The organism is Saltatorellus ferox (assembly GCA_007751475.1).
Taxonomy (GTDB): Bacteria; Planctomycetota; UBA1135; order UBA1135.
Genome location: CP036434.1, coordinates 3,122,520 through 3,136,156, shown reverse-complemented (window position 1 = coordinate 3,136,156; position 13,637 = coordinate 3,122,520). Strand labels below are relative to the sequence as shown.

The following is a 13,637-nucleotide window of genomic DNA, read 5'->3' as shown; positions in this document are numbered from 1 at the left end:
AGCGACAAGTGAGGGGGATATCCTAAAAGAACCGCCATGGGGCTCGTCCACTTCGGCGCGGTTATCCTCTGGGCCGCCCCGAACCGCCCACGCCCTCTCCCATGACCACCCGATCCACCACCTCCGGCTACCTCCACGGCTTCAGCGAAGGCGAGGAACAGCGCCTCCGGCGGCAGGCCCGCATCATCGAGCACCGGATTCACGTTGCGCTTCCGTTTCAGCGATCCAGGAACCTCTTGGAGGTAGGATCCGGCGTCGGCGCCCAGACGGAGATCCTCCTCCGGACGTTCCCGGATCTCCACGTGACGAGCGTCGAGGCATCGGAATCCAACCTGGAGGCGGCCAGGCGCTACCTCTCCACGCTCCCGTGGCTGACGGGCCGTTACGAGGCGACGCACGGCGACGCGAATTCCCTGGACTTCGCCTCCTCGACGTTCGATGCGGCGTTCCTGTGCTGGATCCTGGAGCACGTCAACGACCCCGCGCGGGTGCTCTCCGAGGTGCGACGGTGCCTGAAACCCGGGTCCCCCATCGTCGTGAACGAGGTCCAGAACGCGACCTTCTTCCTGTCGCCGTACAGCCCTTTTACGCTGAAATACTGGGCCGCCTTCAACGACCACCAGTTCGAACTGGGCGGAGACCCGTTCGTCGGCGCCAAATTGGGCAACCTGCTGCAGCGCGTCGGCTTCTCACAAATCGAAACGGATGTTCGAACCATCCACCTCGACAACCGTAGACCGGCCGAGCGCGCCGAATTTCTGCAGTTCTGGTCGGACCTCCTCCTCTCCGGCTGCGAGGGACTCAGCGCCGCAGGCAAGGTCGACGACGAGACCATCGAAGGGATGCAGGCTGAGCTCAAAGAGGTCGGCCGGAACCCCGACGCCGTCTTCTTCTACTCTTTCGTCCAGGCCCGAGCTCGCACGACCTGATTCCCCTGCGACTCGAGCCATGTCCCGCAAGCTCGCCTTTTCACGGCCACTGTCGCCTTTCACTGCCACTGAAAACTGTCCCATGACACGACCCACACGACCCCTGTGCCCTCCAGCAGCCCGCACGGGCGCGGCCGCCCTCTTCTTCCTGGGGCTCCCCGTCGCAGCGGGGATGGCCATGCTCTCCGGAGCCCCCGCCCACGCCGCAATCTCGCAGGACGACGGGGACCTGAAAGCTGCCCAGGTGCAGCTGGAGCTGCACCCTGACGATCCCGCCGTCCTGCTCGCGGCTTCCGAGGCGGCGTTCGCTGAGGCGGAGGACGACCAGGCGCTCTGGTACGCGGAACTCGCTCGCATCGCCGCCGAGGGAACCGACGCCGCCCGGGACACGGAGAAGAAGGTGCGCGCGATCCGCGACGAGATCGGGATCGAGGTCCCCATGCTCGGAAAGTCGGTGGACGACTACTCCAAGGACCTCTTCGACTTCGCCCGCGCCTGCTCCGGCAAGAAGTACTACGCCAACGCGGCCGACCTGCTGGGCTCCCTCGTGGGCTCCCCGTACGAGCGCCAGGCGATTTCCATCCTCGAGAAGCTCTTCAAGAAGAGCGACGCCATCGAGGCGATGCTCAACTCAGGGGTCCCCATCAAGGTCGACGTCAAGGGCCGCAGGAGCGACGAGGAGATTCAGCGCCTCAACAGGACTCACTCCGACTGGTCCAGCAAGCACGAGCTCAAGGGCAAGAACTACACGGTGCTGACGGACATGGGGATCGAGATCGCCGAGCAGATGCTCAGCGCGATGGAGCAGATGAACCAGTTCTATCGACAGATCTTCGAATACAAGGAGCGCGGCGGCACGATGCGCCGCTGCGAGGTGCGGGTCTGGAAGACGCGCGAGGAATTCGACGGCTTCAACGACGGCGTCAGCCCGAACGTCAAGGGCTTCTTCCGGCCCGACGAGAACAGCGTGAGCACCTACGATCCGCGGACCGAGCCGGGTGGCTCGTCCAAGACGATCGAGGATCTCTGGACGACGCTCTATCACGAAGCCTCGCACCAGTTCACGCGCGCCGTCTGGAAGAACCCGATCCCGACGTGGCTGAACGAAGGAACCGCAAGCTACTTCGAAGGTGCCGCGCTCTTGACCGGCGGCGTCGTCGAGACGAACCGGATTCCACGTTCGCGACTGAGCAGCCTCGTCTACTACCTCGGGATCGATGACCTCTGGGAGAAGAGCGAGGGCAGCGAGGCCGTCGGGAAGTCCGGCAGATACACGCCAGCCCCGAGATCCCCGGGCCTGAAAGCAGTCGTCAGCTACATGGCGCCAGGCTCGTACCCCGGCGAGTACTACCCCTTCGGCTGGGGAATCGTGTACTTCTGCCTGAACTACGAGAACGAGAACTCCGAGCGCGTCTATGCGCCCATCTACAAGGAGTTCATGAAGTCCTACTACAAGACGGGCGGCGACAACCCGCTCAAGCGCTTCGTGGTGTACTTCATCGAACAACCGGAGATCGAAGGGATCAAGACGTTCGAAGACTTCGAGAACCTCTGGATCGATTGGATCGCCGAGCTGGCGCGTCGTCAGTTCGGGGGCCCCGATCAGGCGGACAAGCTGATCGCGCAGGCACAGCGCGAGATCGCGGACAAACAGCCTGGCTATGCCATCCAGAGCCTTCGCTGGGCGCTTCGCAAGCGCGCGGAAGATCCGACCGCGCTGAAGCTTCTGGCCGAGTCGTACCTGGAGACCGACAACAAGGACGCCGCCCTCTTCACCTATCGCCAGCTCGCGATGGTGGCGCGGGGAGCCGATGACATGGAGGCGCCTCTGCGGGGCTACGACGGGACGGCGGCCGAGGCCCTCGAAGCGGCGCTTGCCGGACTCGTCAACGTCGACTCTTCGATCGGCAAGAAGCTGTCGGACGGCGTCGATACGTTCGTCCAGAACACCCTTCAAGAGGCGGACGCCTGGGTCGAGGCCGGCTATCCGCGGGTCGGGCTCCAGGCCATCGCGATGGCCACCGAACTGGTCGGCGGTGACGGCCATCTCAGCGCCAAAGCAGCTGAGATCCGTGACAGCGCCAGCGTCGACGTGCGCCGCACCTATCGACTTCCGGTCAAGGATCTCCAGGGGTGGAGCACCTCCGGGGGCGAGTGGGAGGCCGAGGAAGACGGCACCGACAGAACCATCATCCATCCCGAGGACCGCGCGGCCGAAGCCACGTTGATCAAGCCGCCGCGCAGCACCTTCCGCTTCGACGTCGACGTCGAGGTCGCCGACCCTGAGTCCATGACGCTGCCGGGGATCACCTTCGCCGGCGGACCGTCGGGCAATCGGTCATTCGTGATGCTGGGGAACTCCGGGACGTTCGGCTTCCTGGAGTTCGACCGTGAGACCGGGGCGCCGAAGCTGGACATGGACGCCTTCAAGCGGGGTCCGCGGGTCAAGGACGGCAAGGTGACGATGTCGATCGAAGTGGGTCCCCACGCCACGAAGTTCTACGCCGACGACAAGGAACTCGCCTCGATCGAACAGGCAGCTTCCGCCGTAGCGGGGCAGATCGGTCTGACCTGCTGGGGGAAGACCAAGTTCCTCAACCCGCGCCTGACGTACTGAGAAAGCAGTCCTGATCGCTCGGCAATAACCTCTGCTGACAGGCGGCCAGGAAGGAAGTTGCAATTTTCCTGACCTGCCCCCTTCAGGATTCTGGCGGGCTGCCGATAACCACCGTGCCCTCATGGTTCTTAGTGAACCTACGGCCTCACCCGAATCCCCTCTCGGGTGGGGCCACTTTTTTTGGGCGCTGGCGCCGACGGACACCGCAGTGACTGCGAGACCGGAAAGAAGCCGAACGAACCTCCGACGTGAACCGATGGCGATGACGAACTCCCCCACGTCGACCTCATCCGAGGTCTCCGAGACCGAATCCGTCCGCGTGCAGGTCGTGGCCCGCTGGAACGACTGGGTCCAGGTGCGCGATCCTCGCGATGGATCGCTCCGATGGATCGACCTGTCGAAAGCGAACTACGCCGAGGCCTGACGACCAGCCGCTGGGACCTTCAGGTCGGGAGCTGAGCAGCAGCCAGGGCTGTCCGCCAAGAAGGCGCTGTTTTCTTCGAAATTCCTGGCCCGCGCCTGAAGCCCGCTTCGGATTCGATCCCGTGAAGCGAAGCTCGCCCCCCCTGACCATCGTTGTGCACTCCAGCCCGGCCGTCCTCACGGATGACCATGGAGATACGGGGTCATCAGAGCTTCGCCCTGGACGTTCCCGTGGATTGACCCCTTTCGGCTCGGAGGAGCCGGGTACGAACTGATCCGACGCGCACTGGCTCACCGCTACCGAAGAATCCCCCCCTTTGATTTCTTCGGCTGGCTCGAGCCGCCCCCCCTCCAAGACGCGCGACCGTGAATCGAACGAACCACTGACTCCTCCCTCACAGTCCTATTCCCAGCCGGGCAAGCGCCGCCCCCCCCTCCTTGGTGCTTCCAGTGGCTGGATAGAAGGCCCGCGAGAGCGTCCAGTCATCACATGGTCCGGCAAGGCGAAGCCGGACCCCAACCATGAGCCCCGCGCAGGTCCTACCTGCGCGGGGCTCTCCTTGTGGTGTGGGAACGCTTTTCCCCGACCTCGGGGAATCAGACCGCCGCGCGACGCTTGAAGAGCGTCGCGTAGCGCGCGATCCTCGCCGCAAACCGCTTCGGATCCTTGAGTTCCCGCAGCATGCGCTTCGGTCGCCGGTAGAACCGACGATAGCCCTCACGGATCTTGTCCTGGATCTCCTCGGCGGTCATGTGCTCGTTGCCCTCGAGCGCCTGGAACCCCGTCATCGCCGCGTAGTCGAAGTCGCGGCTGTCCCGCAGCATCGTGTGCAGCGGCGTGCCGGGGTAGGCGGTCACCGCGCAGAACTGAACCTGATCGGGGTCGAGGCGATCGACGAGCGCGATCGTCTCGTCCGCCATCGCGGGCGTCTCCTCGGGGAAGCCGATCATGCAAAACGCGCGCGTCTCGATTCCGACGGCGCGGGCAGCGCGGAAGACCTCGGCGGCCTTGTCGAGATCGGAGAGCTTGTTGCCGCAGTGCTTCTTCTGGATCTCCGCGTTCCCCGACTCGACGCCGAGGGAAACGTGGGTACAGCCCGCAGCCGCCATCTTGCCGAGAAGCTCGGCGTCGAGCGTCTTGACGGCGGTCTCGCACTGCCAGGCCAGATCGGACATGCCCAGGCTGAGGATGCCGTCACAGATCGCAGCAACGCGATCCTTCCGCGTCGTGAAGATCGGGTCGCGGAAGACGACGTGGCGCAGTCCGTGAACGAAGTAGAGATCCTTGAGCTCGGCGAGGACGTGCTCGGGGCTCCGAAAGCGGAAGCGCAGGCCCTGGGCCAGCGTGTAGCCGCAGAAGCTGCAGTTGAGAGGGCAGCCGCGGGACGACTTGACGGTCGTGATCGGTCCGTCGATGCCAGGGAACCGGTAGGCGCCGTTGTCGAGGAGATGCCGCGCGGGCAGCGGAAGCGCATCGAGGTCGGCGATCTTCTCGCGCTCGGGCTCGTGGACGACCTGGCCGTCGGCCCCCTTCCAGGTGACGCCTTCGATACCGGCGAGGTCCCCCCCCCCGCCCCTGCGGTCCACCACGTCGAGGACGGTGAACTCGGGCTCGCCGCGAACCACGAAGTCGATGCGCCCGCCCTCGAAGATCTCGTCCGGCGTGTAGGTGACCTGGCTGCCGAGCATCCCGGTGAGGGCACCCGTCGCTTCTCGGACGCGCCCTGCCAGCTCGAGGTCCTGATCGAGCGAAGTGCTGGACGAGTCGAGGACGCAGACGTCCGGTGCGAGCGCCTGGATCCTGGTCAGCGCTCCGGCCGCATCCACACCGAGGGCATCACCGTCGATGATCGCGACCTCGTGGCCGCGGGACTCCAGGAGCCCTGCGACGTGGGCGAGCTCGATGGGCGGGTAGAGCAGCTCGGGGTTGACGGCCATACCGAAGCCCCCCATCAGCCCACGGCTGACGCGAAACTCGGGCGGACTGGGCGGATTGACGAGAACGACCTTCAAGGCTTCCAAGTGTAGCCCACCCCCACGGGGAATGCCGTGAGGGAATGTCGGCGGACCAGGCTGCCCCACAAGTAGACGGGCCGACCGGGGAGAAATGGCGGCGGACGATGACCGAATAAGGCAGCCTCACCTTCCGGATCCCCCCCCGCGCCCTCAACCGCCGCCCCCCCCATGCCACTCCACCCCTTCGCCGTCGCTCTCCTGGTCAGCTCAGCGGCCTGCCAGTCCTTCCTGCCCGCCGTCCGCGGTTCCGGGCTCGTCATGACGGAGCCCCGCGCCGTGGCAGGCTTCGACTCCATCCAGGTCTCCGGGGATGCCCACGTCTTCTTGACCCAGGGTGACGATGAAGCCCTCGACATCGAGTGCGACGACAACCTGCTCCCGCACATCCTCACGACCGTGGACGACGGGGTCCTTCATATCCGCTTCGAAAGCGGCAACTGGAGCCCGAGCGAGCGCCCCGTCTACCGCATCGCCGTCCGCGAACTGAACGGCATTCGTCTGAGCGGCTCGACGTGGCTCGAGGCGAACGCCCTTCATGGGGACGAGCTCGACGTCCACCTCTCCGGGTCGGGCATCGCAGAGATCGCGGGCTTCGCGGCCGCTCGCTCGAGTCTCAGGGCCAGCGGCTCCGGCCAGTTCCATCTCGGTCACGTCGAAGTCGAGGACCTCGAGGTCAGGATCAGCGGCTCGGGCGAGGTCGAGGCCCTCTCGGGGACGATCGGCCGAATCGACGTGAGAACCAGCGGGTCCGGGGATCTGAACCTCATGGACGTCGAATCACAGCGGGCGAACCTGGAGCTTTCGGGCTCGGGAACGGCCAAGCTCTGGGTCCGGGACGCACTCACCGCGCGCGTCAGCGGCTCCGGCGAGATTGGATACCGCGGCCAGCCAGCGGTCCAGTCGAAGATCTCCGGCTCGGGCGAGGTCTACTCGATCCGGGAGGAGGCCAATTGATTCGCTGAGCGCGACCTTCGGTGCGACCTGCGGGCGCTCGCACCGTATCCTGGCGCGCCATGTCCGAGCGCGTCCGCTGCTACGACTGCCATCGCCCGGCAGCACATTGCCTCTGCGAGCTGATCACACCGATCGAGCATCGCACCGAGATCTTGATCCTCCAGCATCCGCGCGAGCGCGGCCACGCTTTCAACACTGCGCGCATCGCCGAGATGGCACTACGCAATGCGACGGTGCGCGTGGGGCACGGGGCCGAGCTGGGCGCGGACGATGCGCTCGCTGCGGACCTTCGGGGCTACGGGCTCCTGTATCCGCGCCCGGGCGCCCTGGATCTCTCCCAGCTGGCGCCGGTGGATCGTCCTGAGAAGCTGATCGTCCTCGACGGCACCTGGCACCACGCCCGGGCGATGTACCGGGATATCGAGCCCCTGCAATCCCTTCCCCACTTCACGCTGCCAGCGGGCCAGGTGAGCGGCTTCAGGATTCGCAAGCAGCCCAAGGACTACTGCCTCTCGACCATCGAGGCGATCCAGTCGGCGCTCGCGTGCCTGGAGCCGGACACGCAGGGCCTCGATACGCTCCTTCGTCCGTTCGAGGCGATGCAGACCCAGCACATGGCCGCGATGGGAACGCCGACGCCGCGCCGTCGGAAGCCGCGGCCTTTCAAGGAGAAGAGCCCGCTCCCGCCCGAACTCAAGGACGCGTACGGATCGCTCGTGGTCACCTACGCCGAGATGGGCCCCTTCCGAGAGCCAGGCGAGCCGCGCCTGCTCCTGACCTTCGCGGCGCTTCGCCCCGCGACGGGCGAGCGAATGCAGCGGGTGATCGCGTGCCCGGATCAGCCCGAAGAGATGTGGGCGTTCCTGCGCCTGTCCCAGGAGGAGAGGCAGCAGGCGTGTTCGATCGAGGACCTGCGGGCCGCCTGGCGCGCCTTCCGGCGCCCGAACGACGTGATGGCCGCCTGGAGCCGAAGCACCCTCGACGTGATCGGTTCCCACCTGCCCGAGCAAGGGCCCACGCTTCTCCTCAAGGCCGCCTACTGCAACCGCCGCGCGGAGCGCGGCTGCCTGGAGCAGATCGTGGTCAAGGAGAACCTGCTGACGGCGGACGAGCTGGAGCGGAACCAGCGGGAGCTGAGCCGGACCGACGAGCGGCTGCACAACGCGGCCGTGATGGCGGCCCTGCTCCACGAGATCGGGCTCGCCGATCCGGCGTGAATGATCTCACCGGGCGGATTTGGGCAAGGGCGGTAGACTGAACGGAGCCAAGGACTCGAGCCGGCCGGGACATCTTTGCCCGGCATGACTCGTGTCTGCCCTTCCGTCCCAGTTCACCCATGAAGCTTCATATCCATCCTCGACTCTCCCTGCACAGCCTTGCCTCGTGCGGCCTCGCTGCCCTCGCCCTCCAGGCGACCGCCAGTGCCCAGGGTGCCAACGTCTGCGCGAATGCAGACGTCATCCCCGCACTTCCCTCCACCACCGCCTTCGACACCGCCAGTCCGTCGGATACACCGGGAGTTCCGGCGACCACGACCGGAAGCAATTACTGCGCGACCCAGAACGAAGTCTGGTTCACGTTCACGCCCAGCACGACCGGCGCTTACCGCATCGACACCTGCGGAGGATCCGCCGATACGGCGATCGCCGTCTACGAAGGCAGCTGCGGCTCCCTTTTGGAGCTTGCCTGCAACGACGACTTCTGCCTGCTCGGAAGCGCGGCACTCGTCACCCTTACGGCCGGCATGCCGTACTGGGTCTCGGTCGGCACGGGCGACGCGTTTGCCTTCCCGACGGTCGCAGGATCACTCAACATCGCCCAGCTGGTGTTTCCCGCCGCTGCAGGCTCCGTGTCCGCCTGGTCGGGGGCAGTGGCAACCGGCACGCCCGCGTCGTTCACGATGACCGATCTCATCGGGCCGACCGTCGCGGACATCGGTATGACCAACGGTGCGAACGGTGTCTCCTACGAGTTCATCGTTCACGGCACCGCCGAAGGTGACAGCAGCGGACTCATGGGTGTCCTCGCCAGCGGTGTCGGCGACGCCGCCGGCTTCAAGTTCGAGCAGTGGTCCAACACGCTCGCCTACGGCGTCACCGAATTCGGCATCGCGGACTATTCGTTCTTGGGCCCGACGGTCACGGAGAACGCGGATCTGCACCTCGTCTTCGTCGTCGATACGACGCTCGGCGAGACGGAGCTGTTCGTGAACGGCACCTCGGCCGGTACGACGACCGCGTCCCCGGTCCTTCAGGGTGAGCAAGGCATCGGCTTCATCTACCGCCCGAACAATCGCGACCTCGATCCGTTCTTCGGCAAGGTCCGCGGCGTCGCCGTGTACGAGGCCATGCTGACCCCTGCTGAGATCGTCGAGCACCACAACGTGTACTTCAACGGCGGACTCGGCACGCAGTACTGCGGCCCCGGCGTCCCGAACTCGACGGGAAACAGCGGGCAAATCGCGGCGAGCGGATCGCTCGTCGCTGCCGCCAACGACGTCACGCTGACCGCGTCGGACATTCCTCGGTTCACCTTCGGATTCTTCATCACGTCCCAGACCCAGGGTTTCGTCATGATGCCCGGCGGCAGCCAGGGCAACCTCTGCCTGAGCGGCGCCGTTGGACGCTACGTGGGTCCGGGTCAGATCCAGAACTCGGGCAACTCGAACGAGATCTCGCTTCCGCTGAACCTGACGCAGATGCCGCAGCCCAACGGCTTCGTGTCGGCGCTTCCGGGCCAGACCTGGAACTTCCAGCTCTGGCACCGAGACTCGGTCGGAACGCCGACCTCGAACTTCACGAACGGCGTCTCGCTGACGTTCCAGTAGCGCGCGGTCGCCACGGGCGGAGCAGACGCTTCTTCCGGCCGCTCTTGATGGTCCCGGCACAACCGGAACCAGAGCTGCGGGCTGAAGTTCTTCTCCGTTGAATACCGCAGCGGCGTGCGGCCGTCGCCAGTGGGCGGCGGCCGCCCGATAACGCAGGTCGACCTTTCACGACTGGCGGACCGTGAGGCCTCCTGCTCCCTATCGCCGGAGAGCTGCTCCGACAGCCTCCAGCGTCCGTTCAAGACGGCCCAGGAACTTGGCCGCGTCGCTATCGGTCAGCGTCTTGTTCGCCGACTGTAGAACGACGTGGTACGCCAACGACTTCTTGCCGGCGCCCAGGGACTCGCCCTTGAACACGTCGAAGAGTTCGATGTCGGCCACGCTTCCCTTGCCCGCGTCTTCGATCGCCTTCGTGAGCGCCGAGGCCGGTAGCTCCGCGGGTGCCACGCACGCCACGTCCACCTTGACACTCGGGAACTTCGGCAGCGGCGTGTAGGTACGCGGGGCCGCCGGGGCTGCCAGCATCGCATCCAGGTCGAGAACTGCGACCGCGACGTCGCTGTCCAGCTCGCCCACGAGACCGAGTCGGCCGCGCACGGCGGGATCGAGCTCGCCGATCACGCCCGCGCTCTGGCCGTCCGCCGTCCACTCACCGATCACCTGCTTGACCGGATGGAGCGTGGCGTGCGCCTCGCCGCCCGGCGACCAGCAAGGGACCGCCACGCCGGCAGCGCGCACCACGTCGTCGACGACCGCTCGCAGCGTGAAGAACGCGCCGCCATTGAATCCGGCGTCCCCCTTCGCTGCCTTCGACCTCGCGATCGCGATCACGACCTGATGCACCTCGCGCGGCATGCCGTCTTCGCTGGCCTCTTCGGGCCGATAGCCCTTCCCGACCTCGAAGACGAGGACCTCGGAACGCCGACGACGCGCCGTCTCCAGGGCCCCGAGTACGCTCGGCAGGACCTCTCGACGGATCTTCGACAGCTCCGGCGCCACCGGGTTCCGGGCGGTGACGAAATCGCCGCTGTCCGCGTTCACCTTCGAGAGCAGATCGTCGGACTGGAACGAATACGACAGGAGCTGGTGAAAGCGCGCCGCACCCGCAAGACGGTCCTCGATCGCCCGCACCATCGCGCGACGACGATCGAAGGGCGGCGGCATCACCGCGCCGACCAGCGGCGCCTCCGGGACGCTGCCATAGCGATGGATGCGGCCGACCTCTTCCACGAGGTCGCGCTCCATCGTCAGGTCCTTGGTCGCTCGAGCCGAGGGGATGGCGACTTCGAACCCGCCATCCTTGGCGGTCGGGGTCAGCTCGAGTCGTCGCAGAATATCCGCGATCGCCTCGTCACTGAGATCCACGCCGAGGTCACGGCGCACCACGTCGCCGCGCACGTGGATCGTCGTGGCCGGATCGGACCAGCGGCCTTCGTCCGACAGGATCATCGGGAACGAAACGCCCGGCTGGATCTCCTTCAAAAGGCGCGCGAAGTGCGCGGCTGCCTTCTCGGGAAGCGTCGGGTCGAGGCTCTTCTCGAAGCGCGCGGACGAATCCGTGCGCAGCGCCAGCCGCGAGGAGGTGCGCCGCACGGTGGCGGCGTCGAAGGCCGCGCACTCCAAGAGCAGCTTGGAGGTGCCGCCCTGGATCTTCGACTCCTCGCCGCCCATGATGCCGGCCAGCGCAACGGGCGCGTCGCCGGACGTGATCAGAAGATCGGACGTCTCCAGCTTGCGCAGTTCCCCGTCGAGGGTCGTGATCGTCTCGCCGGCCTTCGCCTTACGCACGGCGATGCCCCCGCCGTCGAGCGCGGTGCGATCGAAGGCGTGGTTCGGCTGGCCAAGGTCCAGCATGACGAAGTTCGAGAGGTCCACGAAGAGATCGATCGGGCGCTGGCCCACCGCGAGCAGCAGCTGTCGCATCCATGAAGGTGACTTGCCGTTCTGGACGCCGTCGATGCCGAGGCCGATGTAACGGCTACACGCGGCGTCTGCGACGCTCACGGGGAACGCAGGCGCGCCGCCGAGATCGGGCAGCGTGAGGTCGATCGGCTTCAGCGGGCGCTCGTAGATCGCCGCCACTTCGCGGGCGAGACCGCGATGACCCCAGAGGTCAGGGCGGTGCGTCAGCGACTTGTTGTCGATCTCGATCACCCAGTCCCCCATCCCGAGCGCATTGGCGATGGACTGGCCGAGGGCCAGCGGCTCGCCGTCCGGCTCCGGCAGAACCCAGATGCCGTCGTGCTCGTCGCCGAGATCCAGCTCGCGCACGGAGCAGATCATCCCGTGGGACTCGACGCCGCGGATCTTGCTCTTCTTGATCTTGAAGTCGCCCGGCAAGACGGTGCCGATCGTCGCCACGGCCACGCGCTGTCCCGCGCCCACGTTCGGCGCACCGCAGACGATCTGCAGCGGCTCGCCCGAGCCGACGTCGACCTGGCAAACGCCGAGCTTGTCGGCATCCGGATGCGGCACGCGCTCAAGCACATGCCCGACGGTGACGTTGGAAAGGTGCGGCGCGAAGGGCTCGATGCCCTCGACCTCGCAGGTCGAAAGCGTGAGGTCGTTGCCGAGCTGTTCGGGCGTGATGCCCTCGAGGTCGACGTGCCGTGCCAGCCAGCGGAAAGAAACCAACATCAGAACTGCTCCAGGAAACGCAGGTCACCGCCCAGAAGGTGGCGGACGTCATCGATGCCGTAGCGCAGCATCACGAGGCGAGAGAGACCGAGGCCGAAGGCGAAACCGCCCCACTCCTCGGGGTCGAGCCCACCGGCCTTCAGCACGTTCGGGTGCACGAGGCCGCAGGGCAGAAGCTCGATCCAGGTCGACTGCTTGCAAACGCTGCAGCCCTTTTCACAGAACGGGCAGCGCGCGTCGAGTTCGAAGCCTGGCTCGACGAACGGGAAGTAGCCCGGGCGCAGGCGCACCTCGATGTCCTTCTTGAAGATGCCCCGGAGGAGCGTCTTCATGGCGCCGATCAGGTGACCGACCGAAACGTTTCGATCGATGACGATGCCCTCCATCTGGTGGAAGGTGTGCTCGTGGCTCGCGTCCGTCGTCTCCTGGCGGAAGACCTTGCCGGGTACGACCGCGCGGAAAGGCGGCTGGAGGTGCTCCATCGCGCGCACCTGAACGGGGCTCGTGTGCGTGCGCAGGAGCAGCGTCGCCTTGGATCCCGGGGCGTTGCAGTAGAAGGTGTCCTGCGTGTCGCGCGCCGGGTGATCGGCGGGGATGTTGAGCTTCTCGAAGTTGTACTCGTCGAGTTCGACCTCGGGCCCGTCGAGGACCATGTAGCCCATGGACGTGAACAGGTCCTCCAGCTCGCGGGTCACCTGCACGACGGGGTGCAGGGTCCCGCGCTCCAGGCGCGGCGGGGGCAGCGAAGCGTCGAAGCCGTCGCCTTTGCGCTCGGCGTCCAGCGCCGCGTTCCCGAGGGCGACCTCGCGCTCCGCCAGGGCCGTCAGCACGGCCTGCTTGAGCTGGTTGGCGCTCTGGCCAGCGCCCTTGCGATCGGCGGGCGGCAGCGTGGGAATCGCCGCTAGCATCGAGGCGACCACGCCGTCCTTGCCCACGAATTCACGCTCGATGGAGCGCAGTGTGTCGACGTCGGGAGCCGTCGAGATGCGGCCCAAGGCGTCGGAGAGAGTTGCGTCGGTATCCGTCACGGGAGTGAGCCTGAAGACGAGAGTGAGGTGGTTGCGGGGTGGGCGCGATATGAAGCGAGCCGCCAGCGACCCGGCCTTCGAGAAGGCGCGGTCGTCTGGCGGCTCGCGATGGCTGCGTTACGTGCAGTCGCTCGGAGGCTGTTGCGGATCGATGGTTTCGCTCAGTGGGTATGAGCTTTTTGCAGGCAAGGCGCCAGGAAGCGCCT

The 13,637-nt window shown here is 66.4% G+C and carries 9 protein-coding genes; 6 read left to right on the top strand and 3 right to left on the bottom strand.

Going from position 1 to position 13,637, the window contains the following annotated elements:
- Positions 1 to 101 precede the first annotated feature (101 nt).
- The 3 genes from Poly30_RS11180 (at position 102) to Poly30_RS28365 (ending at position 3,970) form a co-directional block, all read left to right on the top strand.
- Positions 102 to 929 carry a methyltransferase domain-containing protein gene (locus Poly30_RS11180; RefSeq protein ID WP_145197242.1) on the top strand — a complete coding sequence of 276 codons (828 nt, stop codon included), beginning with the start codon at positions 102 to 104 and terminating at the stop codon, positions 927 to 929.
- Positions 930 to 1,011: 82 nt separating this feature from the next.
- Positions 1,012 to 3,546, top strand: coding sequence for a hypothetical protein (locus Poly30_RS11175; protein WP_145197240.1), 2,535 nt, complete (start codon positions 1,012 to 1,014; stop codon positions 3,544 to 3,546).
- Between the two features lie 262 nt (positions 3,547 to 3,808).
- Positions 3,809 to 3,970 carry a hypothetical protein gene (locus Poly30_RS28365; protein ID WP_419191254.1) on the top strand — a complete coding sequence of 54 codons (162 nt, stop codon included), beginning with the start codon at positions 3,809 to 3,811 and terminating at the stop codon, positions 3,968 to 3,970.
- A 596-nt stretch (positions 3,971 to 4,566) separates the two neighbouring features.
- On the opposite strand, the gene Poly30_RS11170 is transcribed toward Poly30_RS28365, so the two are convergent.
- The gene (locus Poly30_RS11170) at positions 4,567 to 5,982 is read right to left on the bottom strand and encodes a B12-binding domain-containing radical SAM protein (protein ID WP_145197238.1); all 1,416 of its coding nucleotides are present in this window, start codon (positions 5,980 to 5,982) and stop codon (positions 4,567 to 4,569) included.
- Between the two features lie 171 nt (positions 5,983 to 6,153).
- On the opposite strand from Poly30_RS11170, the gene Poly30_RS11165 reads away from it, so the two are divergent.
- The 3 genes from Poly30_RS11165 to Poly30_RS11155 all read left to right on the top strand — a co-directional run bounded on the left by Poly30_RS11165 (position 6,154) and on the right by Poly30_RS11155 (position 9,766).
- The gene (locus Poly30_RS11165) at positions 6,154 to 6,939 is read left to right on the top strand and encodes a head GIN domain-containing protein (protein WP_145197236.1); all 786 of its coding nucleotides are present in this window, start codon (positions 6,154 to 6,156) and stop codon (positions 6,937 to 6,939) included.
- A gap of 59 nt (positions 6,940 to 6,998) precedes the next feature.
- Positions 6,999 to 8,156: a tRNA-uridine aminocarboxypropyltransferase gene (locus Poly30_RS11160; protein ID WP_145197234.1), complete on the top strand. Its 1,158-nt coding sequence runs from the start codon at positions 6,999 to 7,001 to the stop codon at positions 8,154 to 8,156.
- Between the two features lie 119 nt (positions 8,157 to 8,275).
- Positions 8,276 to 9,766 carry a LamG-like jellyroll fold domain-containing protein gene (locus Poly30_RS11155; RefSeq protein ID WP_145197232.1) on the top strand — a complete coding sequence of 497 codons (1,491 nt, stop codon included), beginning with the start codon at positions 8,276 to 8,278 and terminating at the stop codon, positions 9,764 to 9,766.
- Positions 9,767 to 9,964: 198 nt separating this feature from the next.
- Here the strand turns inward: Poly30_RS11155 and pheT are convergent, their stop codons facing one another.
- Positions 9,965 to 12,403 carry a phenylalanine--tRNA ligase subunit beta gene (gene pheT, locus Poly30_RS11150; RefSeq protein WP_145197230.1) on the bottom strand — a complete coding sequence of 813 codons (2,439 nt, stop codon included), beginning with the start codon at positions 12,401 to 12,403 and terminating at the stop codon, positions 9,965 to 9,967.
- Positions 12,403 to 13,431, bottom strand: a complete 1,029-nt coding sequence (pheS, locus tag Poly30_RS11145; protein ID WP_145197228.1) for a phenylalanine--tRNA ligase subunit alpha — start codon at positions 13,429 to 13,431, stop codon at positions 12,403 to 12,405. Before pheS ends, pheT begins: the two co-directional genes overlap by 1 nt.
- Between the last annotated feature and the right edge of the window lie 206 nt (positions 13,432 to 13,637).